Annotated in this window: 19 protein-coding genes; 8 read left to right on the top strand and 11 right to left on the bottom strand. The window is 72.6% G+C overall.

The genetic code is table 11. The features are described 5' to 3' along the window. Positions 1-41: 41 nt before the first annotated feature. Together IG99_RS04720 and IG99_RS04715 are read right to left on the bottom strand one after the other, a co-directional pair. Entirely contained in the window at positions 42-344 is a 303-nt protein-coding gene (locus IG99_RS04720; protein ID WP_037670081.1) for a hypothetical protein, read from the bottom strand. A 278-nt stretch (positions 345-622) separates the two neighbouring features. Continuing rightward, on the bottom strand, positions 623-2,683 hold the full coding sequence (locus tag IG99_RS04715) for a HelD family protein (RefSeq protein WP_037670080.1): 2,061 nt from the start codon (positions 2,681-2,683) through the stop codon (positions 623-625). A gap of 264 nt (positions 2,684-2,947) precedes the next feature. On the opposite strand from IG99_RS04715, the gene IG99_RS04710 reads away from it, so the two are divergent. After that, a complete protein-coding gene (locus IG99_RS04710) occupies positions 2,948-3,127 on the top strand; it encodes a hypothetical protein (RefSeq protein WP_037670078.1) in 180 nt (59 codons plus the stop codon). 14 nt (positions 3,128-3,141) lie between these two features. On the opposite strand, the gene IG99_RS04705 is transcribed toward IG99_RS04710, so the two are convergent. Beyond that, complete coding sequence (locus IG99_RS04705) at positions 3,142-4,785, bottom strand: DNA repair helicase XPB (protein ID WP_037670249.1); 1,644 nt, start codon at positions 4,783-4,785, stop codon at positions 3,142-3,144. Between the two features lie 74 nt (positions 4,786-4,859). Then, positions 4,860-7,427, bottom strand: a complete 2,568-nt coding sequence (locus tag IG99_RS04700; protein WP_037670076.1) for a helicase-associated domain-containing protein — start codon at positions 7,425-7,427, stop codon at positions 4,860-4,862. A 123-nt stretch (positions 7,428-7,550) separates the two neighbouring features. Between IG99_RS04700 and IG99_RS04695 the strand changes: the two genes are divergently transcribed. Next, complete coding sequence (locus IG99_RS04695; RefSeq protein WP_037670073.1) at positions 7,551-8,534, top strand: hypothetical protein; 984 nt, start codon at positions 7,551-7,553, stop codon at positions 8,532-8,534. 56 nt (positions 8,535-8,590) lie between these two features. Next, positions 8,591-9,253 carry an HAD family hydrolase gene (locus IG99_RS04690; protein WP_037670072.1) on the top strand — a complete coding sequence of 221 codons (663 nt, stop codon included), beginning with the start codon at positions 8,591-8,593 and terminating at the stop codon, positions 9,251-9,253. On the opposite strand, the gene IG99_RS04685 is transcribed toward IG99_RS04690, so the two are convergent. After that, the gene (locus IG99_RS04685; RefSeq protein ID WP_037670071.1) at positions 9,229-9,480 is read right to left on the bottom strand and encodes a hypothetical protein; all 252 of its coding nucleotides are present in this window, start codon (positions 9,478-9,480) and stop codon (positions 9,229-9,231) included. The genes IG99_RS04690 and IG99_RS04685 overlap by 25 nt on opposite strands. A 151-nt stretch (positions 9,481-9,631) precedes the next feature. On the opposite strand from IG99_RS04685, the gene IG99_RS51600 reads away from it, so the two are divergent. Next, positions 9,632-10,015, top strand: coding sequence for a cold-shock protein (locus tag IG99_RS51600; RefSeq protein WP_037670070.1), 384 nt, complete (start codon positions 9,632-9,634; stop codon positions 10,013-10,015). A gap of 4 nt (positions 10,016-10,019) precedes the next feature. Here the strand turns inward: IG99_RS51600 and IG99_RS04675 are convergent, their stop codons facing one another. From IG99_RS04675 to IG99_RS04660, 4 genes are all read right to left on the bottom strand, one after another. After that, positions 10,020-10,868: a 1,4-dihydroxy-6-naphthoate synthase gene (locus IG99_RS04675; protein WP_037670067.1), complete on the bottom strand. Its 849-nt coding sequence runs from the start codon at positions 10,866-10,868 to the stop codon at positions 10,020-10,022. Beyond that, on the bottom strand, positions 10,858-11,553 hold the full coding sequence (locus IG99_RS04670) for a futalosine hydrolase (protein ID WP_199815452.1): 696 nt from the start codon (positions 11,551-11,553) through the stop codon (positions 10,858-10,860). Before IG99_RS04670 ends, IG99_RS04675 begins: the two co-directional genes overlap by 11 nt. A 26-nt stretch (positions 11,554-11,579) precedes the next feature. Continuing rightward, complete coding sequence (locus IG99_RS04665) at positions 11,580-12,092, bottom strand: hypothetical protein (RefSeq protein WP_037670064.1); 513 nt, start codon at positions 12,090-12,092, stop codon at positions 11,580-11,582. A gap of 74 nt (positions 12,093-12,166) precedes the next feature. Further along, positions 12,167-13,600, bottom strand: a complete 1,434-nt coding sequence (locus IG99_RS04660; RefSeq protein ID WP_037670061.1) for an MFS transporter — start codon at positions 13,598-13,600, stop codon at positions 12,167-12,169. A gap of 401 nt (positions 13,601-14,001) precedes the next feature. Between IG99_RS04660 and IG99_RS04655 the strand changes: the two genes are divergently transcribed. After that, on the top strand, positions 14,002-14,928 hold the full coding sequence (locus IG99_RS04655; protein ID WP_037670060.1) for a DUF3027 domain-containing protein: 927 nt from the start codon (positions 14,002-14,004) through the stop codon (positions 14,926-14,928). An 18-nt stretch (positions 14,929-14,946) separates the two neighbouring features. On the opposite strand, the gene IG99_RS04650 is transcribed toward IG99_RS04655, so the two are convergent. Together IG99_RS04650 and IG99_RS04645 are read right to left on the bottom strand one after the other, a co-directional pair. Continuing rightward, positions 14,947-15,852 carry an RpnC/YadD family protein gene (locus IG99_RS04650; protein WP_037670057.1) on the bottom strand — a complete coding sequence of 302 codons (906 nt, stop codon included), beginning with the start codon at positions 15,850-15,852 and terminating at the stop codon, positions 14,947-14,949. Between the two features lie 13 nt (positions 15,853-15,865). Beyond that, positions 15,866-16,729 (bottom strand): helix-turn-helix domain-containing protein, encoded by an 864-nt coding sequence (locus tag IG99_RS04645; protein ID WP_037670055.1) that lies wholly within the window; start codon positions 16,727-16,729, stop codon positions 15,866-15,868. 375 nt (positions 16,730-17,104) lie between these two features. Between IG99_RS04645 and IG99_RS04640 the strand changes: the two genes are divergently transcribed. The 3 genes from IG99_RS04640 to IG99_RS04630 all read left to right on the top strand — a co-directional run bounded on the left by IG99_RS04640 (position 17,105) and on the right by IG99_RS04630 (position 21,423). Continuing rightward, positions 17,105-17,980 carry a helix-turn-helix domain-containing protein gene (locus IG99_RS04640; RefSeq protein ID WP_037670054.1) on the top strand — a complete coding sequence of 292 codons (876 nt, stop codon included), beginning with the start codon at positions 17,105-17,107 and terminating at the stop codon, positions 17,978-17,980. Next, positions 17,977-18,186 (top strand): DUF397 domain-containing protein, encoded by a 210-nt coding sequence (locus IG99_RS04635; protein ID WP_037670053.1) that lies wholly within the window; start codon positions 17,977-17,979, stop codon positions 18,184-18,186. Before IG99_RS04640 ends, IG99_RS04635 begins: the two co-directional genes overlap by 4 nt. Before the next feature lie 99 nt (positions 18,187-18,285). Beyond that, positions 18,286-21,423 (top strand): sacsin N-terminal ATP-binding-like domain-containing protein, encoded by a 3,138-nt coding sequence (locus tag IG99_RS04630; protein ID WP_037670246.1) that lies wholly within the window; start codon positions 18,286-18,288, stop codon positions 21,421-21,423. The last annotated feature ends 426 nt before the right edge of the window (positions 21,424-21,849 follow it).

Genomic DNA, 21,849 nt, shown 5'->3' with positions numbered 1-21,849 from the left:
GCCGAGTCGCTTCGACCGGGGGCCCGTGTGCCCGGGGACCACTACCCCTGGACGGGAAGGTCCGGGTGGGTGGCCAGAAAGACCACGTAGGCGATCGCCGCTGTTCCTCCCAGGAGGGACAGCGCACCACCCACCACGGCTCGCGACCTGCTCGCCCGGCCACGCACTGACGCCCGGTACTCGACGTAGGCCCGCACAAGGCCGACGACGGCCATGGGCAGCGCAAGGAAGCAGACGAGTGTCCAGAAGGGGCAGCAAAACCAGCACGCCACGGACACTCCGCCGCACCAGACCGCGAGCTCCTTCGTCCCTCGTGTCTCGTCCGGTGCGCCGATGGAAGCCATGGGCTGATTCAAGCAGAGCCCTTGTGGGAGCTCGGCAGCAGACGTGCACCACGAGCGCGCCAGATCGAGCGGGGAACCACGGGGAACACCGGCACCAAGCCGATGGCCGACCGGGCTGGGGCCGCACCAAGGCGGCGACAGCCGTCCCCAGGCCTACGAGCCCGAACACAGCCAACCCCACGGTCCACACTCGATGCGAACGGAGTTTGACCAAGCCTCTGGACTGTATACCCGCAGCTCGGCAGCGTTCCTCCTGGCACGCCCAGAGCGCGTCCGACTCAGGCGAGCTGCTCCGGCAGTGGCCCCGTGTGGGTGACGATCAGGCCCGACACCGCTCGGGTCAGGGCCACGTACAGGCGGCGCAGGCCCGTGCGTTCGTCGGGCTCTCCGTCCACGACCGCCCGAGGCTCGTCCAGCACCACGTAGTCGTACTCCAGGCCCTTGGCCAGGGAGGCCGGCACGAGGGTCAGGCGGGTCTCCTGGGTGGTCTCCTCCCCGGGGGCGAGGAAGGGGATGCCGGCCGCCGTGAGCGCCTCGGCGAGTGCCGGGACGCGGGCGTCGGCCGCGATCAGGCCGGTCGAGCCCTCGTTGCGCAGCAACTCCTCGCACGCGGCGACGACTTCCGCGGTGTCCTCGATCGAGCGCAGATCGAAGAAGCCCGGGTTCTCACGGACCGAGGCGACCGGGGTCAGGCCCGGGGCGATGTGCGGGAGCAGTCGGGAGGCGTAGGTGATGACGTCCGTCGGCACCCGGAAACCGGCCGTCAGCTCCTCGATCACGGCGTCGGACTTGCCCAGGTGAGTCAGGGCCTCGTCCCAACTCCGGGTGGACCAGGGGGTGGTCCCCTGCGCGAGGTCGCCGAGGACGGTCGCGGAACCGGTGGTGCAGCGGCGGCCGACGGCCCGGTACTGCATGGGGGAGAGGTCCTGCGCCTCGTCGAGGACGACATGACCCAGGGAGTGCGTGCGCTCGACGACGTCCGTCACCTCGTCGATCAACACCGCGTCCGCCGCCGACCACTTGGCGGACTTCACCGACCGCACCGCCCTTTTACCAGATCCAGGCAGCGCCCACAGGATCGTCTTCTGCTCGTCCGCGCCGAGGACCCCCTCCGCGTGCTCGGCGAGGAAGTCCGCGTCCGTGAGCAGCCGCAGGACGAGTTTCGCCGGGTCGACGGCCGGCCAGAGCGCCTTCACGGCCGCCTTCACCGCGCTGTTGCGGGCGACCGCGTCCTGCACCCGGTCGTCCGGCGCCTCCCCGGCCCGCTCCATCTGTACCAGGACGGCGTGCGCGATGCGCTGCGGAAGGGCCTCGCGGGCGGCGCCGTAGCGGATGTCCCGGTTGAGCAACTCACGGACGATGTCCTCGAGTTCGTACGCCGGAACGCGCCAGCGGCGCGAACCGCGCACGACGACGACCGGCTCGGTGGGCATGCTCACGTGCGCGTAGACCGCCCTGCGCAGCACCTCCGCCATCCGAGCGTCGCCCTTCACGACCGCGGCCGCCGCGTCGTCCGTGCCCCGGACCTCGACGTGTGCGACCAGGTCGTCGACCGTGGCCTGCTTGACGGTCAACTCGCCCAGTGCGGGCAGCACTTGCTCGATGTAGTGCAGGAAGGACCGGTTCGGCCCGATGACCAGGGTGCCGGTGCGGGCGAGCCGCTCCCGGTGGGCGTAGAGGAGGTAGGCCACGCGGTGCAGGCCGACGGCGGTCTTCCCGGTGCCGGGGCCGCCCTGGACGCAGACGCTGCCGGAGAGCCCCGAGCGCACGATCTCGTCCTGCTCCGGCTGGATCGTCGCCACGATGTCCCGCATCGGACCCACACGCGGCCGCTCGATCTCCTGCTGGAGCAGCTTGCTGGTGGTCGCCGCCTCGGCCGGGTCGGAGAGGTGCTCGTCCTCGTACGCCGTGATGTCGCCGCGGGTGTACCCGAAGCGGCGGCGCAGCGCGATGTCCATCGGGTCCTTCTTCGACGCCCGGTAGAACGGCTGCGAGACCGGTGCCCGCCAGTCGATGACCATCGGGTCGCCGTCGTGGTCGTGCACGTGCCGACGCCCGATGTAGAAGCGTTCGCCCTCCGCGCCCTCTGCCTGCTCCGCGCCGGGGGAGTGCAGGTAGTCGAGGCGGCCGAAGAAGAGCGGGGTGTCGCTGAGGTCGGCCAGCGCCTTGACGCGCTCGTCGATCTGGCGGGCCAGGACCTCGGCGTTGACCCAGTTCGCGGTGACGTCGCTGATGTCGAGGGACTCGACGTCCTCACGCATGGCGCGCAGCGCCGCACGGGAGCCCGAGAGGTGGGCGCGCTCGCGGGAGAGGGGGTCGTCGTCGACGGGCGTGGACAAGGGGGTGCCTCCGAAGGTGCTGCGGGCTGGGTCGCTGCTGCGATGTGCCGACCGGTTTCCGTCCGGACGGCGGCACTCCGTGAGGGAGGCGGGCAAGAGCGGAGATTGTAGGGGAGCGGGGGAGGAGGCCGCGAACGGTTTTCCCCCAGTAGGGGGAGCCCTACCCCTAGGGGAAGCCTGGGCTCCGGACGGTACCCAAGTAGTACGGAAGATCAGGACCTGGGACCGATGCCCCCTTTATGCCCGCCGACGCACCATGGAGACATGAGTGCAGCGACCTTCACCCCAGCCCCCGGTCGCCCGTCCGGCGCGACACCCCTCACCGACGCACCCCGCCACCTCCTCGGCGACGCCCTCCGCGCGATCAAGGTGTTCGCGGGCGCCGCCTTCGACGTGATCATCCTCGGCGAGTACGGCGAGGAAGCCGGCGTCCGCCGTAAGTAACCGCAATCGGGCGGTCAGCTCTCGCCGAGCATCTCGTCCGCGTCCACGATCCGGTACGCGTACCCCTGCTCCGCCAGGAACCGCTGGCGGTGCGCCGCGAAGTCCTGGTCGATGGTGTCCCGTGCCACGACCGAGTAGAAGTGGGCCTTGTGCCCGTCGGCCTTGGGCCGCAGCACCCGTCCCAGCCGCTGGGCCTCCTCCTGCCGCGACCCGAACGTCCCCGACACCTGGATGGCGACCGTCGCCTCCGGCAGGTCGATCGAGAAGTTCGCCACCTTCGACACCACCAGCACGCTGATCTCGCCCTCCCGGAAGGCGTCGAACAGCTTCTCCCGCTGGGCGTTGGACGTCTCGCCCTTGATCACGGGCGCGTTCAGATGCTCACCCAGCTCGTCCAGCTGATCGATGTACTGCCCGATGACGAGGATCTGCTGACCGGCGAACTTCCGCACGATCGCCTCCGTCACCTTCCGCTTCGTCGCGGTCGTCGCACAGAAGCGGTACTTCTCCTCCGTCTCGGCGGTGGCGTACGCGAGCCGCTCGGAGTCGGTCAGGTTGACCCGTACCTCCACGCAGTCGGCGGGCGCGATGTACCCCTGCGCCTCGATCTCCTTCCACGGCGCGTCGAACCGCTTGGGCCCGATCAGCGAGAACACGTCCGACTCGCGCCCGTCCTCCCGCACGAGGGTGGCCGTCAGGCCCAGCCTCCGCCGCGCCTGCAGGTCCGCGGTGAACTTGAAGACGGGCGCCGGCAGCAGATGCACCTCGTCGTAGACGATGAGGCCCCAGTCCCGGGAGTCGAACAGCTCCAGGTGGGGATAGATCCCCTTCCGCTTGGTGGTCAGCACCTGGTACGTGGCGATGGTGACGGGCCGGATCTCCTTCCGCGTCCCGCTGTACTCACCGATCTCGTCCTCGGTCAGCGAGGTCCGCCTCACGAGCTCGTGCTTCCACTGCCGGGCGGAGACGGTGTTCGTCACCAGGATCAGCGTCGTCGACTTGGCCTGCGCCATGGACCCGGCCCCGACCAGCGTCTTCCCGGCGCCACAGGGCAGGACGACGACCCCGCTGCCGCCGTGCCAGAAGTTCTCCACGGCCTGCTTCTGGTACGGCCTGAGCGCCCACCCGTCCTCGGCGAGCTCGATCGGGTGCGCCTCGCCGTCGACGTATCCCGCGAGGTCCTCGGCGGGCCAGCCCAGCTTCAGCAGCGTCTGCTTGATCTGCCCCCGCTCGGAGGGGTGCACGGCCACGGTGTCCGGATCGATCCGCTCCCCCACCAGCGGCATGACCCGCTTCGACCGCAGGATCTCCTCCAGCACCGGCCGGTCGGTGGTCGTGAGGACCAGCCCGTGCGCGGGGTGCTTGCTCAGCGTCAGCCGGCCGTACCGGTCCATCGTCTCGGCGATGTCGACGAGCAGCGCGTGCGGCACCGGATACCGGCTGTACTCCACCAGCGCGTCCACGACCTGCTCGGCGTCGTGCCCGGCGGCCCGCGCGTTCCACAGCCCCAGCGGAGTCACCCGGTACGTGTGGATGTGCTCCGGCGCCCGCTCCAGCTCCGCGAACGGCGCGATGGCCCGACGACAGTCGTCCGCCCGCTCGTGGTCGACTTCCAGGAGCAGAGTTTTGTCGGACTGGACGATCAACGGTCCATTCACGCGCGGCACACCCTTTCCACAACGGTCAAACGTCCAGTCTGCCCTATCGCCGAACGATCACCGGCGGGTCACCATCAGTCGTCCGCGAGCTCCGCCACCCCCGTGATCCGGTGCAGTGGGTACGTGCGGACCTCGTCGGCCGTGTGGTCGTAGGCCGTGACGAAGCCGCCCTCGACGCGGACGGGGGCGATGACGCGCTGGCTGGCGGTGCCCTCGGCGTTGACGTAGCCGATCCAGAGGGAGGCGCCGGTGAGGACGGCGGCCTGCATGGTGGCGAGGGTCTCGGCGGAGCTGGTGCGGGGGAGTTCACCGGGGGCCAGGGCGGTGGTCTCCGCCGGTTTCAGGGGGGTGGTGGAGGCCAGGTCGCCGGCCCGGATCGCGCGGATCGCGGCCGTGAGCAGGGTGACGTCGGGGACCGGCGGGCCTTCCGGGACCGGCTCGGGGGCCGTGCGGGGCGGAGTGCGGTGGGCGTGGGCGCGGGCGATGAGGACATCGCCCTCCGCGGACTCGGCGGCCGGCGCGAAACCCATCGCGCGCAGGCCCTCCAGGAGCGTCGCCGGGTCGGCCTGGGCCGCCAGGACCGTGGGGGCGAGGCGGCGCAGGCGCAGGGCCGCGGCGCGCTTGTCGGCGAGGATCTCGTTCAGTACGGCGTCGTCGTCGCAGCGCACGTACGCCGAGGCCGCGCCCACCCGGAGGTGGCCGTGCCTGCGCGCCACGTCGTCGATCAGGTACGTCAGCGGCTGCGGCACCGGCGTGCGGGAGTGCGCCGTGAGGAAGGCGTGCAGGTCGGACGCGCTGCGGCCGGCGTCCAGGGCCCGGCGTACCGAGGCGGGCGTGAAGCGGTACACCGTCGCCCCGCCCTTCGACTCGACGTCCGCGAGGACGCCGAGTACGTCGGCCAGCGGCCGCTTGAGCGGGCCCGGGGCCACCGCGGTCAGGTCGGCCTGGAGCAGGACGTGGTCGAGCGGTTCGGGGAGGAGGGGGGCGAGGAGACGGGCGGCGGCCGCGGAGGCGACGGCCTGCTCGGCGGGGGAGAGGGGCTCCGGGCGGAGGGTGGGGTGGTGGTGGACGGGGAGTTTGTCGCCTGGGCCGGCGGGGGCCGCCTCGGACGGGCTGCCCCCGGGCGCAGTCGCGGCGCCCGTCCCCGGCTCCGGTGCCCTCGTCGTGGACGCGCCCAGCAGGGCCCGGCCTTGGGTCGACAGGGCGCCCCGGCCCGTCACGCCCAGGAGTTCAGCCTCGGAGAGGGTCCAGCGGGCCAGGCGGGTGCGCAGGTCGTCCTCCTGCTGGGGGCCACGCAGGGGGCGCTCCCAGCGGAGGCGGGTCAGGACGGACTCGGCGGCGGGGGCCGCGCCCTCGGGGAGGGCCGCCAGCAGGGTCAGTACGCGGTGGCGGACCTCGGGCGCGGCCGAGCGGTCGAGACCGGGGCCCAGTGCCGACAGCGTCCGGTCCTTGGCGTCCCGGCCGCCGACCAGCCCGGCGGTGCGGGTCGCGGTCAGCCACGTCTCGGCCAGCCGTGCCCAGCGCCGCGCCGCGGGCTGCTCCAGCCACTCGTCGTACGCCGGTGTCGCCGCGTACCGCTCGTCGGCCTCCCCGTCCGACGCGAGCAGTCCCGCCGTGTACGCCAGCTCGACCCAGAACGCGGCGACCGGCTCGGGCAGGTCGAGGGCGACTGCCGTCCGCTTCAGGTCGCGCACGCTGAGTCCGCCCGCCCGCAGCACCGCGGGGCCGCCCTCGTCCCAGTCCTTCAGCAGTTCCTCGACGGTCGCCAGTGCCGCGTACGCCTGCCCGGCCGCCGTCGCGTCCACGATCTGGGGCCGGTGCGCCGCCGTCGCCTCCACCGTCGGCGGCACGGGCTCGGGCTCGCGGTGCGCGCGGCCGGTCCGCAGGTGCAGGGCCACTTCGCGGGGGAGTACGACCGTCCCCGGCGCCGTGGGCACGAGGAGGGCGCGGTCCAGGAGCCAGCGCAGGTGGGCGGCGGGGTCGGAGGTGACCTGGCCGTACGGCGGGCCCCAGACCAGCCGGGACAGGACGTCCCGCGCCTCCTGCGGGGCCTCGGCGAGCAGCGCCGCCATGTGCTCGCGGTCGGTGAACAGGGCGGTCAGGGAGGCCACGGCGGAGACGGCGTCGTGCGTCGAGGGCAGCCCGGCGGCGGTGACGATGTCCTGGATGCGGCCCGGCGACATGCCCGCGGTCGCCTCCTGCACTGTCGGGCCGAGGCCGGTCGGGGACGGGTGCTGGGGGGAGGGGGCGAGCAGTTCGCGGGCCGTGCGGACCAGCCGGAGGCGGTCGTCGGCGCCCCAGACCAGGGCCTGCACGCGCAGGGCCGCCAGGGCGGCGGGGAGCGCGGCGGTGACGGCCGGGTCGCGGTCGTCACCGGCCATCAGGCCCAGCAGTTCGTCGTACGTCGCCGGGTCCGCGGCGACGGCCAGGGCCTCCGCGGTCTGGAGGGCGAAGCGGTCCAGGCGTTCCAGGGCGCGGACGACGGAGGCCCGGGTGCCGGCGCGGGTGGCGAGCTGCGTGAGGTCGGTGGGGACGGGGGTGATGAGGTCGGGGCGGGCGCGCAGGAGGGCGGCCAGGGAGACGTCGTCCCTGCGGCGGAGCGCTTCCGCGAGGGAGCGGGGCGGTGTAGCCGGACTGCTCATCCGACCCACGGTAGCGGGTCGCCTCCGGCGGTCGGGCCGGGTACGTACGGGCTGATCGATGCTGACCTGCGCTACCTTCGTCCCCAACGGGGTAATCCAACGCACCCGCCCCGGAGGGGCTTCGTGGGGATCGAGAGCGATCAGGTCGTCTTCGAGTATCTGAGCCGCGTCGGGGACGTGGCTCAGCAGCGACAGTTGCCGTCGGCCGCGCGGATGCGGCTCGTCTCGGAGTTGCGCAACGAGATCGACCGGCGTCGTGCGAAGGCACCCGTGGACAGTCCGGCGGCCGTGCGCCGCATCATCGACCGGCTCGGCAGCCCGGACGACGTCGTCTCCGCCGCGTCCGGTGGAGCGCGGAGCGTCCCGCGGGCGCCGGCGCCCGCCGTGCCCGTACAGCGGGACGGGGAGACCCGGGAGGAGCGGCCGAAGGGGATCCGGCGGGTCGTACCGCGGCCCCGTCAGCGTCCCGCGGCGCCGAGTCGCCCGGTGTCCGACGGTCCCGCCCCGCCGCATCTCGCGAGCGCGCAGGAGCTGGGGAGCGGGGTGAGCAGGCCCGACTGGTGGCAGTCGGACGGGGGCAGTTCGTTCGGGCTCGGTGACGAGGTGCCGGGGTTCGTGGGCGGAGTGGAGATCCCCGACCTGCTCAAGCCGCCACCGCCCAAGGAGCGGCCGGAGGAGGCGAAGGCGGCCGTCACGGAGGAGGCCGTGGCCGAGGTCGAGGTGGTCGAGGAGCCGGTCGTCAAGCGGCGGATTCCCCGTTTCCGGCGCGGCAGTTGGAGCAACCCCCTGCTCCTGCTCGCCGCCTGCTGTCTGGTCGCCGGCGCGGTGCTCGGGAACTGGTTCGTGCTGATCCTCGGCTGGCTCATCGCGTACGCCTCCCGCCGACTGACCGCCGCGGAGTCCAAGTGGGCGGTGATGGGCCTCCCGGGGCTCGCGGTCACGGCCGGGCTCGTCTGGCTCTGGGGCCGCACGAACGGCCGCTGGGGCACCCCCATCGCCGAGGGCCACCTGAACGAGGCGGTCGCCCAGACCTGGCCGTGGGTGGTGCGGGGGGCGGCCGTCGCATCGGCACTGTTCCTGGTGTGGCGGTCCCAGCGGCAGAAGTAGGCGTCTGGCCGCCCCCGTGGTCCCCGGCACACCTCCCAGCGGAGCGCCTCTGCACAATGGCCCATATGGCCTCCACAAGCTCCCCTGACCCCTCCCCCTCCCCCGCCCTCACCGTCGGCTTCGATCTCGACATGACGCTCATCGACTCGCGGCCCGGTATCCACGCCTGCTACACCGCGCTGGCGGAGCGGACGGGGACGTACATCGATGCCGATCTCGCGGTGACGCGGCTGGGGCCGCCGCTCACGCAGGAGCTGGCGAACTGGTTCCCGGCGGAGGAGGTGGAGGCCACCGTGAATCTTTACCGGTCGATGTATCCGGGCGTCGCCATCACCGCGACGCCCGCGCTGCCGGGCGCGCGGGAGGCGATCGCCGCCGTACAGCAGGTGGGTGGACGGGCGATCGTCGTCACCGCGAAGTACGAGCCCAACGCCAAGCTGCACCTGAAGCACCTCGGCATCGAGCCGGACGTGCTGGTCGGCGACCTGTGGGCGGAGCAGAAGGCGCGGGCCCTGATCGAGCACGGGGCCGGCGTGTACGTCGGCGACCACGAGGGCGACGTTCGCGGTGCGCGCGCGGCCGGTGCCCTCTCGGTCACCGTGGCGACCGGCCCGTACGGCGTCGAGGAACTGCGCGCGTTCGGGGCCGACGTGGTCCTCCCGGACCTGACCGCGTTCCCCGAGTGGCTCGCCGGCTACCTGGACGCGCCGCGCGCCTGACGCCGCCCCGCCGCGATCGACCGGAGCACTCCGGCACCGGCCAGCAGGAACCCGACGCCCATGAGCATGCTCAGTCCGAACATGTACGTCGGAAAAGGCGACGTACCGAGAAGGAGCGGGGCCACCGTGACGAGAGTGGCCACCGCACCGATGAAGAACACGACGGCTCCGGCTCGGATCAATCGGTCACCGGGCGCGGCGGAATTCGTTTGGGTTTTGTCACGCACTCGACCAGGGTAGTTCCCTGCGCGAAGGAACAACCGGGCGACGTCTTGTCACCCGCCCGGAGACCATTAGCCTTGGTACCGGCGGGTCCCGACGACCCGCCCCAGTGCGTTAATCAGCAGTTTTCCGACGAGTACGAGGACGAGGACAGACGTGCCCACCGGCAAGGTCAAGTGGTTCAACAGTGAGAAGGGCTTCGGCTTTCTCTCCCGCGACGACGGCGGTGACGTCTTCGTCCATTCCTCGGTCCTCCCCGCCGGAGTCGAGGCGCTCAAGCCGGGCCAGCGGGTGGAGTTCGGTGTCGTCGCCGGACAGCGCGGCGACCAGGCCCTTTCGGTCGTCCTCCTCGACCCGACGCCCTCGGTCGCGGCCGCACAGCGTAAAAAGCCGGACGAACTCGCCTCCATCGTTCAGGATTTGACGACCCTGCTCGAGAACATCACGCCGATGCTCGAGAAGGGCCGTTACCCCGAGAAGACGTCCGGCAAGAAGATCGCGGGTCTGTTGCGCGCGGTCGCCGACCAGTTGGACGTATAGACCGTCACGGAAAGTCGAGCGCGTTCGGGCCGAGGGGCGGCAGCAGTCCCTCGGCCGCCGCGCGTGTCAGCAGTCCCCGGACCGCCGCGTAGCCGTCCTCGCCGAGGTCGGCGGTGAACTCGTTGACGTACAGCCCGATGTGCTGGTCGGCGACGGCCGGGTCCATCTCCTGGGCGTGCTCCATGACGTACGGGCGGGACACCTCGGGGTCGTTCCAGGCCGCACGGACGGACGTCCGGATCGAGTCCGCCAGCAGCCGCAGCGCGTCGGCCCCCAGCGACCGCTTCGCGATGATCGCGCCCAGCGGGATCGGCAGGCCGGTCGTGCTCTCCCAGTGCTCGCCCATGTCGGCGAGCTTGTGCAGCCCGTAGTCCTGGTAGGTGAAGCGCGCCTCGTGGATGACGAGGCCGGCGTCGACCTTCCCGTCCCGTACGGCGGGCATGATCTCGTGGAACGGCATCACCACGATCTCGCCGACCCCTTCGGGGACCGTGTCCGCGGCCCACAGCCGGAACAGCAGGTACGCCGTCGAGCGCTCGCTCGGCACGGCGACCGTACGCCCGGTGAGGTCCACGCCCTCCTCCCGCGTCAGCACCAACGGCCCGCACCCCCGGCCCAGCGCACCCCCGCAGGGCAGCAGCGCGTAGTCGCCGAGGACGTACGGCAGCACCGCGTACGACACCTTCAGCACGTCGAACTCGCCGCGCTCGGCCATGCCGTTGGTGACGTCGATGTCCGCGAAGGTCACGTCGAGGGCGGGCGCGCCCAGGACCCGGTCGTGGGCGAGGGCGTCGAAGACGAAGGTGTCGTTGGGGCAGGGCGAGTACGCGATCCGCAGGGGCTCACTGGTCATGCCGGTTCCAACCTTCCAGTACGGGCGTGAGCTTCCCGAAGCCCTCGGTCAGGGCCGCCAGCGCGTCGCCGATGCGCCAGGCGGCCCGGTCGCGCGGGCCGACGGGATTGGAGACCGCGCGGATCTCCAGGACGGGCACCCCGTGCGCGGCGGCCGCCTCGGCGACCCCGAAGCCCTCCATGGCCTCGGCGAGGGCGGCGGGGTGACGGGCGCGCAGCGCGGCGGCCCGTTCGGCGGTCCCGGTCACCGTCGAGACGGTCAGCACGGTGCCGGTACGCGCTCCGACGGCGGCCGCGGCCTCTCGTACGAGTGATTCCGGTGGACGGTGGGTGACGGTGCCGAAGCCCAGATCCGTGACCGAAACAAAGCCCTCGGCGGTCTCCGCGCCCAGGTCGGCGGCGGTGATCGCGTCGGCGACGACCAGTGAGCCGGCCGGCGCCTCGGGCGGGAAACCGCCGGCGATCCCGGCGGACACGACCAGGCCGTAAGGGGCGCCGTCGAGGGCGGCCGCGGTGAGGGCCGTGGCCGTGCCGGCGGCGGCGAGCGCGGGGCCGACACCGGCGGCGAGCAGGTCGTACCCCTCGCCGAAGCGGACCGGGGTCACGCCGGGCAGCCGCACCTCACGACCGGGGCCCGCGAACGCCCCGGCCACCGCGTCCCGCTCCACGGGAACGGCGGTGGCCACCAGCACGCGAAGCCCAGCGGCAGCGATCAGTCTTCCTTCTTGAGCTTGAAGGACCACAGCCCCGTGACGCTCTGGCTCTGCTTCTTGCCGTCACCGGCGCGGATGGACAGCAGGGTGGAGTTGCCCTGGGCGCCGTACTGGGCGTTGAAGAAGACGCTGCCCGGGATCTCGCGGTACGTCTTGTCGCTGTCCTCGGTCAGCTGCTGACCGTTCATCAGGATCGTCCAGCGCTTCTCCGCCACGTCCGGGTCGACACCGATGCGCACGGTCTCGTCCGGGTCGACGGAGATGGACTTGACGTCGGAGTCCTTGAGGCACTTCGCCAGGTCCGCCGCGGTCAGGGCGTCACCCTGGCCACCGCAGGTGGCCTCTTCGCTCACCGAGGAGCGGCCGACCGTGATCGTGGACAGCGGAGTCGGCTTGTCACAGGCCGACAGAACGAGCAGTCCGGCGGAAACGGCGCCGGCGGCGGCGACGGCGCGGCGGCGTCGTACAACGCCGTGTACATCAGCAGCTCCGCTGCGGGGCATCGAGGTCATGGCCGAAGGTTATCGGGCACGTCCAGCCCCCTCCCCACGTGGGGTACGGCGTCGCTGTGTGTCATCGCCGAGTCCTACGCCACGCGGGTCGGCGACGCCCCACCGTGCCGGGCCGAGCTCAGCAGCCCCCGCGCCGTCGCAAGCCACGCGACGGCCACGATGCCGGCACCCACCGCCAGGCCCAGCGTGCCGTTCAGCGGCATCACGATGCCGATCGCGCCGCCCAGCACCCACGCCACCTGAAGCAGCGTCTCGGAGCGCGCGAACGCCGACGTACGCACCGGCTCGGGCACGTCCCGCTGGATCAGCGCGTCCAGGGACAGCTTGGCCAGCGCCTGCGCGAACCCGGCGACCGCCGCCAGGCACGCCACCAGGAACGCGCCGAAGAAGACCGCCGCTATGGTCGCCGCGCCCAGCACCACGGCGACCACCGTCACGATGATGATCTCCGGTCTCCGGGCCCGCACCCAGGCCCCCACCGCCGTACCCAGCGCGTTGCCCGCGCCCGCCGCGACCGCCACCATGCCCAGCGACACGGCCGCGCTCTGACCGGTCAGCGGATGCTCGCGCAGCAGGAACGCGAGGAAGAAGATCAGGAAGCCCGACAGACAGCGCAGCCCCGCGTTGGCGCCCAGGGCGTGCGTGACGGCGATGCCGACCGTCCGCAGGCCCGGCCGCTTGACGGGCTGCCGGTGCGGGCCGTGCAGGTGCCGCTCGTCCGCCGCGAGCAGGGCGGTGTCCTCGCCCTTGGCCGAGTCGACCTTCGGCGGCAGGGAGAACGACAGGAACGTACCCGCGATGAAGATCACGAAGGCGCCGTAGAGCGGCCAGCGCGGGCCGATCGCCTGGAGCCCGGCGCCCACCGGCGCGGCCACCCCGGTGGCCAGCAGCCCGCCCAGCGTGACCCGCGAGTTGGCCTTCACGAGGGAGAAGCGCGGTGGCAGCAGCCGCGGCACGACCGCGCTTCTCACCACCCCGTACGCCTTCGACGCGACCAGCACGCCGAGCGCGGCCGGATACAGCTCGATGCCGCCGGTGATCACCGCACCCGACAGGACCAGCGCGAGCAGCGCCCGGGCGAACATGGCGCCCGCCATCGCGGCGCGGCGGCCGTGCGGCAGCCGGTCGAGGAGGGGGCCGATCACCGGTGCGAGGACCGTGAACGGCGCCATGGTGATCGCGAGGTAGAGCGCGACCCGGCCGCGAGCCTCGTCGGTGGGGACGGAGAAGAAGACGGTGGAGGCGAGCGCGACCGTGATCATCACGTCGCCGGCGCCGTTCACCGCGTGCAGTTCGATCAGCTTGCCGAGACCGGACTCCCCGGCGCCGTGCGCGTGGGTCGCCTTGCGGATCCCCCGGGCGGTGCCGGTCAGCGGGAAGTGCAGGGCACGCCCCAGCGCCCGGACGGTGCCACCGACCCGGCCCGAGGCGCTGCCCCGGCTGCTCCCCTTGTACCCCTTGTCCCCACCGAGTCCGGTGGCGCCCTGGGGTGTCTTCGCGGCTGCCACTCCGTCATAGTGCCCCGAGATGGGCGCGCGTAGTGCGGTCAGCGCGCCTATGGGGGGTGTGGTTTCGTAGGTTTGGGGGGTCTGGTCCTGGAGGTACGGGAGTGTTTCCCTCCGGGAGCGCGGCGCACAAATGCGGCGGGAAGCGGCACGAGGGTCTCCGGCGAGCGATGAAGTAGCCCGTCGGTGTAGGCCGAGCGGCGGCGAGCAGGTAGCGTGCGTAGCGCGCCGTGGCGATCGTTCTCGGCCGCGCGCCTCCCGGACATCCCGCAGAATGGATGACAGCAGGCGTGCCCGAGCGCGATCGGGCGCGGACGTCGACGCGGTCCCCCGGTCCGCTCCGTTCGCACCCGCCGCCTTCAGGCCGGCGCACCGAGAGACGGCGTAGGAGAGAAGCGATACCTGTGAGCGCAGCGACAACGCGAAGCCGCACCCCCGACCGCCTGTGCGCCGAGGCCGTCGACCTCGCCCGCGCCGCAGCCGAGGAGGCCGCGGCGCCCGGCGTCGTCGGCGAGCATGTGGGGCTGGTGTCCGAGGGCGATCGCGTGGTCACGCACTTCTTCGAGTGCAAGGAACTCGGGTATCGCGGCTGGCGGTGGGCGGCCACGGTGGCCCGCGCCTCCCGAGCCAAGATCGTCACTCTGGACGAGGTGGTCCTGCTCCCCGGCCCCGACGCCGTGCTCGCGCCGGAGTGGGTGCCGTGGAGCGAGCGGCTGCGCCCCGGCGACATGGGCCCCGGCGACCTGCTGCCCACCGACGCGGAGGATCTGCGCCTCGAACCCGGCTACACCGGGGAGGACGAGCCGGCGCCGAACTCGGCCGTCTCCCACGAGATGGCGGACCTGGTGGAGGCGGAGGACGCGGAGGTGACGGCGGGACCGCCGGCGGACCTCGCGACGACGCCGTCCCGCGGGTCGATCGCGGCGGTCGCCGAGGAACTCGGCCTGCGGCGGGCGCGGGTGCTGTCCCGGTACGGCCTGCACATCGCGGCGGACCGCTGGGAGGAGGCGTTCGGTGCGAAGACGCCGATGGCCCAGGCGGCGCCGGCGTCCTGCGCGAGCTGCGCGTTCCTGGTTACCGTCGGGGGCTCCCTCAGCCAGGCCTTCGGCGTCTGCGCGAACGAGTTCTCCCCGGCCGACGGGCGCGTGGTGTCCCTCGCGTACGGCTGCGGCGGCCACTCCGAGGCAGCGGTCATGCCGACGCCCCCGCGCCCGGCTCCGCCGGTGATCGACGAGACGAGGGTGGACCCGTTCCCGCTGCGTCCGGCGACGGACTCGGGGTCGGTGCCGGCGGTCGCGGACGAGGACGGGGCGGAGCTGGGGCACTCGTAGGGGCAGCGGCTGGAAGAGCTAGTCGATGAAGAGCTCTTCCGTGGTGGTGGCGGTGATGGCGCGGTCGAACCAGCGGCCGAGTGTGTCGAGGTCGTCGCAGGTGGTGATGTGCTCACGCGCCTCGCCGGGCACGTCCACGCCCCGCCGTTCCAGCAGCCGCAGGATGTCCTCGGCGCGGCCCTGGGCGCGGCCCTGGGCGCGGCCCTGGGCGCGGCCCTCGGTCCGGCCTTCGTCGCGGATCTCCTCGGAGATGGGGGACTTGAAGAAGGAGAGGTCGGCGGCCATCAGGTTCCTCCACTGTTGCGCGGCCGGGCGCTTGCCCAAGCCCTGCGCGGTGAGTTCGGCAAGGATGATCGACAGATCCTGGGGTGCGTCCCGCAGGGCGGCGGAGAGTGCCTTCAGTATGGCAGCGATGTCCGGGTCTGCCGCGTGGGTGATGGCCGAGAGAGTGGCGAGCGCGAGGTCGGCGCGGGCCTCGGCCGGGTCGGTGATGACCGGCATGTTGTGCGGCCCCAGGACGACGGGCCGCAGGGTGAGAGTGGGCAGCTGGGGAGGCCCGCTGGTCACCGGCCGCTGAGCCCACTCGGCGGTGGACCGGTCCTGGCACACGACGACGAGCGCGGTGGGCAGCCGGTACTTCGTCCACAGGTACGAGGTGTAGTAGGCCCAGTTCGCCGGTTTGTCCGGGTCCTTCTTGCCCTGTGCCTCGACGGCGAGGAGGAACGCGTCGTGCTCGGCGGTCTGAAGGCGCAGGAGCGTGTCCACCCGGCGTTCGACGGGACTCGTCTCGGTGAGGTCGGTGGGCAGGACGGTGACCGTGACGGGCGCGGGAATGGTGAGCCCGAGGACGTCTGAGACGCGGCTGAAGAGCCCGGGGTCCTGCTGGAAGATGCGGTGCATCGCTTCGTGGGACGAGCTGACCATGTGGGGCCTCGAATCAGGTGTGCGTGGCGTGTCGGCAGTCGGCGCATCTCCCCGGCTCGGGGGCGCGGAAGGCGCGGTCGCAGCCGTCGCAGTTGTGGAGGGGGTGGCGGACGGTCGCGGGTGGGGCCGGGGCGCGGAACGGGGGTGGGGGCGGTAGTTGGGCCGTGAGGCGGTGGGCCAGGAGGGCGGCCGGCCGTCGTAGGCGGTCGCCCTGTGGAAGGGCCGCGGTGAGGGCGTCGCGTACGGCCGTGGGGGTGAGGTCTCGTTCCAGCCAGGCGGCGACACCGGGGGCCAGGTGGTCCGCGTCGGTGGCGGAGAGGAGGAGCCGGGGGTCGTGGCGGCGGAGGCCCGCGAGGAGGTCGGCGGCTGTCCGGAGGAGGGCGGGGGAGAGGGCGGAGGGCTGTGGGACCGGTGGGAGCTTCTTGCGAGGAGCGCGGGTGTCCGGAGCCGGGCGTCGGGCGGGCGTCCTGGGGCTGTCGGGCGGCTCGCCCCGGCGGCCCGGCTGGTTGCAGGAGACCGTGCGGGTGACGATGCGGCCTCCGGGGACGCGCTCGCGGGTTCGCCGGAGGTAGCCGTGGGCCTCCAGTTCCCGCAGGGCGGCGCCGATACGGGTCGGCCCCTCGGGGAAGCGGGCGGCGAGCGTCTTGATGTCGACGCGAGCCCCGGCGGGCAGGGACTGGATGTGGACGGCCAGTCCGATCGCGAGGAGTGACAGCTCCGGGTGCTGGGCGAGGTGGTTGCCGACCACCGTGAAGCGGGTGGTGTGGCGGGTGTTGTCGTGGACGACGCCGGAGTGCGGGTGCCGCCGGTCCGGGTGGTGCTTGACCGGACTGCCGGAATCGGCGCATGCGGGCGCGCTAGGGTTTTGCGTATCCATCGGGAAGCCTCTGTCTCTTCCTCGGTGGTCAGGCCCTCGCACTGGGATTGCCGTCCCGGCGGGGGCCGTCTCATGTCTGGGGTTGTGCTGCTGATGTCGCGTGTCGCGCTGAGCGTAGGGCAGCGAACCAGGCCCATATCCAGCCGAGTTGGCGATGTTCACTCGGGCGAGTGAGTTTGCGCGGCGGGCGGGAGGGGTGGGGCTTGGTCGGGTTCTTTCTCTCCCGTGTTTCTTTGGGGAGACAGCCGACGGCACCGAAGCCCGCGTTCGTGCGCTCCGGCGGTGAACTTGCCCGTCTCGTCACACAGCGTGGCGCCGGGCACCTACCGTGAACAGTGACGGCTTCGATGCGCAGAGTGATGAAGGGTGGGCGGGATGTCGGTGCAGGCGGACGTGGGGCGGCTCCGGAGCGAGGCGGACGAGCCTGGCTGGGAGGTGGACCCGGAGGACGACTGGGGCGTGGCGGTCGTCGCGACCGTGGGGCGGCAACTGAAGCTGCGGCGGGAGGCGAAGGGGATGCGGGCCGCCGAGTTCGGGGAGGCGGTCGGATACGGCGAGGACCTCGTCTACAAGATCGAGGGCGGGAAGCGGATCCCCCGCCCCGAGTATCTGGACAGGGCCGACGACGTCCTGGGGGCGGGTGGACTGCTCGCCGCGATGAAGGAGGACGTGAAGAAGGTCCGGTATCCAAAGAAAGTGCGGGACCTCGCGCAGTCGGAGGCCAAGGCGGTCGAACTCCAGCTGTACGACCCGCTGAACATCCACGGGCTGCTCCAGACGCCGGAGTACGCCCACGCCCTACTCCTGATGAGGCGCCCCGCGTACACCGGGGACGAGGTGGAGCGGTTCATCGCCGCGCGCGTGGCCCGCAAGACCGTCTTCGAACGGGACCCGGCGCCTGAGATCAGCTTCGTCCTGGAGGAGTGGACGCTTCGACGCCCGCTCGGCGGCAAGGCGGTCCTGCGGCGTCAGCTGGAGCACCTGCTGGAGGCGGCACAGCTGAGGAACGTCGAGCTCCAGGTGATGCCGATGGACCGTGAGGAGCACGCGGGCCTGGCGGGTGGCATCGAGGTGCTGAAGTTCGAGGACGGCTCAGCCGTGGGGCGTTCGCCGGCGTTGGTCAATGGCCGACCGGTGTCCGAGCCGAGGCATCTCCGTATTCTGGAGCTGCGCTACGGCATTATCCGGGCGCAGGCTCTCACTCCGCGTGAGTCGACGGTCTTCATCGAGCAACTGCTGGGGGAATCATGATCCGCAAGTCCTCGGCCGGGGGCGCCTCGGACCTGGCGTGGTTCAAGAGCAGTTACAGCAGCAGTAGCGAAGGCGACTCCTGTGTCGAGATCGCCGCCGCCCCCGCCACCGTCCACGTCCGCGACTCCAAGCACGTCGAGGGGCCCCGGCTCGCGCTCACCCGGACCGTTTGGGCGGACTTCGTGACGTACGCGGCCCGGGGCTGACGGACGGCTCTCTTCCATCGGGGCCGGTGACGGCGGGCGGGCGGCGCGTCCTGGTCGTGTGGGCGGTACCTTCGTCCCACGCCGATGAGGAGAGTGAACGTGAGCAAGTTCGTGCGGCCTGCGGCCGAGGGGGCCGATCCGTTCGGGACGGCACGGCTGCGGCGAGGAGTGCTGGACGCCTGGGCCACCAGCCCCGCGCGCTTCCGCGAGGACGCCAACGCCGAGGAGGATCTGGTCCTCGGGGGGTACCGGGACCGGCTCGTGGTCGAGCTCGCTCAGAACGCCGCCGACGCGGCCGCCAGGGCCGGGGTGCCCGGACGGCTCCGGCTGACCCTGCGCGACGGCGTCCTCGTCGCCGCCAATACCGGTGCCCCCCTCGACGCGGCCGGCGTCGAATCACTCGCCACCCTCCGCGCCTCGGCCAAGAGGAACACCGACCAGGGCGCGGTCGGCGCGGTCGGCCGGTTCGGTGTCGGTTTCGCCGCCGTCCTCGCCGTCACCGACGAACCCGCCGTCATCGGGCGGCACGGTGGCGTCCGCTGGTCCCTCGCCGAGGCCCGCGCGCTCGCCGCCGACACCGCCCGGCACAGCCCCGGCCTCGGTGACGAGATCCGCCGCCGCGACGGACACGTACCGCTGCTGCGGCTGCCGTTCGCCGCCGAGGGCAGCGCCCCCGAGTCGTACGACACGGTCGTCATCCTCCCGCTGCGCGACACCGCGGCCGCCGACCTCGCCGAACGCCTGCTCAACTCCGTCGACGACGCCCTGCTCCTCGCCCTCCCGGGGCTGGAGGAGGTCGTTGTCGAGGTCGGCGACGGCAACCCCCGCACCATCACCCGCCGTACCGACGGCGCGTTCACGGTCGTGGACGACTCGCGGGACGGGATCACGTACTGGCGTACCGCCGCCGCGCACGGGGAACTCACCCCCGACCTCCTCGCCGACCGGCCCGTCGAGGAGCGGCTGCGGCCCCACTGGGCGGTCACCTGGGCCGTGCCCGTGGACTCCGACGGCAGCCCCGTCCGGCCCACCACCAGCCCCGTCGTGCACGCCCCGACCCCCAGCGACGAGCCCCTCGGCGTGCCCGCGCTGCTCATCGGATCCTTCCCGCTGGACACCACCCGGCGCCACGCCGCGCCCGGCCCGCTGACCGACTTCCTGGTGCGGCAGGCGGCGGACGCGTACGCCGAGCTCCTCGCCGGCTGGCGGCCGGTGACCGTCGGGATCATCGACCTCGTCCCCGGTCCGCTGGGCAAGGGAGAGCTGGACGGCACGCTGCGCCAGGCGATCCTGGAGCGGCTGCCGCGCACCTCGTTCCTGCCGCCGGCCGTGGAGCCGGGCAAGGACGAGGACGACGACCTGCCGGAGTCGTTGCGGCCCCGGGACGCCGAGGTCGTCGAGGGCGCCAACGCGGGCACCGTACGGGTCCTCGCCGAGGTACTTCCCACCCTGCTGCCCGCCGGTCTGGAACGCCGGGTGGAGCTGCGCACGCTGGGTGTCGCCCGCGTTCCGCTCACCGACGCGATCGACCGGCTGGCCGGGCTGGAGAAGGCCCCGGAGTGGTGGCACCGGCTCTACGAGAGCCTCGCGGGGGTCGACCCGGACCGGCTCTCCGGGCTGCCGGTGCCCCTGGCCGACGGGCGGACCACGATCGGGCCCCGGCAGGTCCTGCTGCCCACCCCGGACGCGGCCCGGCTCGACCCGGAGGTCCTCGCCCGGCTCGGCCTCAAGGTCGCCCACCCGGACGCCGCCCATCCGCTCCTGGAGAAGCTCGGCGCGCTGCCCGCGACCCCGCGTGCCGTCCTCACCACCCCGCAGGTGCGCGCGGCCGTCGCCGCCTCCCTCGACGACGACGGCGCGGTGAGCTGGGAGGAGGACGCCCCGGACGCCGAGGAGCTGGCGGACACCGTCCTCGCCCTGGTCCGGGACGCGGGCCTCGAACCCGGGGACGAGCCCTGGCTGGGTGCCCTCGCCCTGCCCGACGAGGACGGGGAGCTGTCCCCGGCCGGTGAACTCGTCCTGCCCGGCAGCCCCTTCGCCCAGGTCATCCGCGAGGACGAACTCGCCGCCGTGGACGCCGAGCTGGCCGAGAAGTGGGGCGAACAGCCGCTGGCCGCCTGCGGTGTGCTCGCCGACTTCGCCCTGGTACGGGCCACCGATGTCGTCCTCGACCCGGACGAACTGGAGCCCCGGGAGGGCGACTTCGCCGAGCCCGACGACGCGGGCCTCCTGGACGCGGTGGACGTGTGGTGCGAGGACATCCTCGACCGGTTCCCGGACACACCCGTACCGCCGGTGGCGACGGAACTGGTCGCCGTGCGCGACCTCGACCTCGTCGACGACGACCGCTGGCCCGAGGCCCTGGCCCTGCTGGCCCAGCCGCCCCTGCGGGACGCCCTCACCCAGCCCGTGCGCATCCTGCTCCCCGACGGCACGCACGAGGTCGTACGCCCGTACACGGCATGGTGGCTGCGCGGTCACCCGGTCCTCGACGGCCGCCGCCCCGCCGGTCTCCTCGCCGCGGGAGGCGACCCTCTCCTGCACGGTCTCTACGAAGAGGCCGACGCCACCGGTTTCGACGACGAGCAGGTACTCCGGGCGCTCGGCGTGCGCACCTCCGTGGCCGCGCTGCTCGACGAGCCCGGCGGCGCCGCCGAACTCCTCGAACGCCTCGCCGACCCGGAGCGTCCCGTCACCGCCGCCCAACTGCACGGCCTCTACGGCGCGCTGGCCGAGCTGGACCCCGAACAGGTGACCCTGCCGGAGGAGTTGCGGGCCGTGGTCGACGGGCGCGTGGAGGTCGTGGACGCGGCCGACGCGGTGGTCGTCGACTCACCCGACCTGCTGCCGTTCACATCCGGCGTCGCCCTGCTGCCGGTCCGCCCCTCCCGGGCCGCCGAGTTGGCCGAGCTGTTCCAGGTACGGCGGCTCAGCGAGTCCGTCACCGGCGAGGTCACGTCCGAGGGCACCGAGCACGACGTACCGGATTCGGTACGGGTCCTGCTGGGCCCGCGGACCCCGTCCTCGTACGTCGAACACGAGGAACTCGTCGTGGACGGCGTCGAGATCGACTGGCGCCTCACGAACGACGGCGTCCTGCACGCCGCCACCCTGGAGGGCGTGGCCGCGGGCCTCGCCTGGGCGGCCGGCCAGTGGCCCCGCCGCTTCGAGGTGGCGGCACTGCTGGAGGACCCGTCCAGGACGGGGGAGTTGGCGCGGGACCGCTGGTTCGACTGAGGCCGACCGAAACCGAATGGCCGCCCCCGGGAGGGGTCCGGGGGCGGCCACCGTATGTCGCCTAGTCAGCGCCCCGCTCGGCCAGGAAGTCGAGCAGGAGAGTGAACAGGTGGTCGACAGCGGGCTGTTGCTGTCTTCGGTCAGACCAGTCCAGCGCCGGACGCCTGGGTCAGGAAAGGCCTCCTCAAGAACGAGGGCCCGCCGGCCGAGACTGGTCTGCTCGCCCTTGCGCGCGACAAGCCACTCGGTGAACCCCTGCAACAGCACGCCGGATACGACCGAGGTCGTATCCGCCGAGGAAGGTGACCGTCGGGTAGTAGGTGCCGTTCAGGCCGTAGAGCCCCGGTCTGGCCTGGATCCGCTCGATCAGTTCTCTGTCGTTCACTTGCCTCCCTTTGTCGCCGTGCAGTCAGGTGCACCGTAAAG

The sequence above is a fragment of the Streptomyces griseus subsp. griseus genome, from assembly GCF_000720255.1.
Taxonomy (GTDB): Bacteria; Actinomycetota; Actinomycetes; order Streptomycetales; family Streptomycetaceae; genus Streptomyces; species Streptomyces griseus_I.
Note: the sequence above shows the minus strand (reverse complement) of the source record. Positions and strands in the feature narration are given on the sequence as shown.

What these genes read in the sequence shown, in the direction of transcription:
- IG99_RS04720 (WP_037670081.1), bottom strand. Translation starts at nt 344, where the DNA reads ATGGCTTCCATCGGCGCACCGGACGAGACACGAGGGACGAAGGAGCTC.
- IG99_RS04710 (WP_037670078.1), top strand. Translation starts at nt 2,948, where the DNA reads ATGAGTGCAGCGACCTTCACCCCAGCCCCCGGTCGCCCGTCCGGCGCG.
- IG99_RS04700 (WP_037670076.1), bottom strand. Translation starts at nt 7,427, where the DNA reads ATGAGCAGTCCGGCTACACCGCCCCGCTCCCTCGCGGAAGCGCTCCGC.
- IG99_RS04690 (WP_037670072.1), top strand. Translation starts at nt 8,591, where the DNA reads ATGGCCCATATGGCCTCCACAAGCTCCCCTGACCCCTCCCCCTCCCCC.
- IG99_RS04675 (WP_037670067.1), bottom strand. Translation starts at nt 10,868, where the DNA reads ATGACCAGTGAGCCCCTGCGGATCGCGTACTCGCCCTGCCCCAACGAC.
- IG99_RS04665 (WP_037670064.1), bottom strand. Translation starts at nt 12,092, where the DNA reads ATGACCTCGATGCCCCGCAGCGGAGCTGCTGATGTACACGGCGTTGTA.
- IG99_RS04650 (WP_037670057.1), bottom strand. Translation starts at nt 15,852, where the DNA reads ATGGTCAGCTCGTCCCACGAAGCGATGCACCGCATCTTCCAGCAGGAC.
- IG99_RS04645 (WP_037670055.1), bottom strand. Translation starts at nt 16,729, where the DNA reads ATGGATACGCAAAACCCTAGCGCGCCCGCATGCGCCGATTCCGGCAGT.
- IG99_RS04640 (WP_037670054.1), top strand. Translation starts at nt 17,105, where the DNA reads ATGTCGGTGCAGGCGGACGTGGGGCGGCTCCGGAGCGAGGCGGACGAG.
- IG99_RS04635 (WP_037670053.1), top strand. Translation starts at nt 17,977, where the DNA reads ATGATCCGCAAGTCCTCGGCCGGGGGCGCCTCGGACCTGGCGTGGTTC.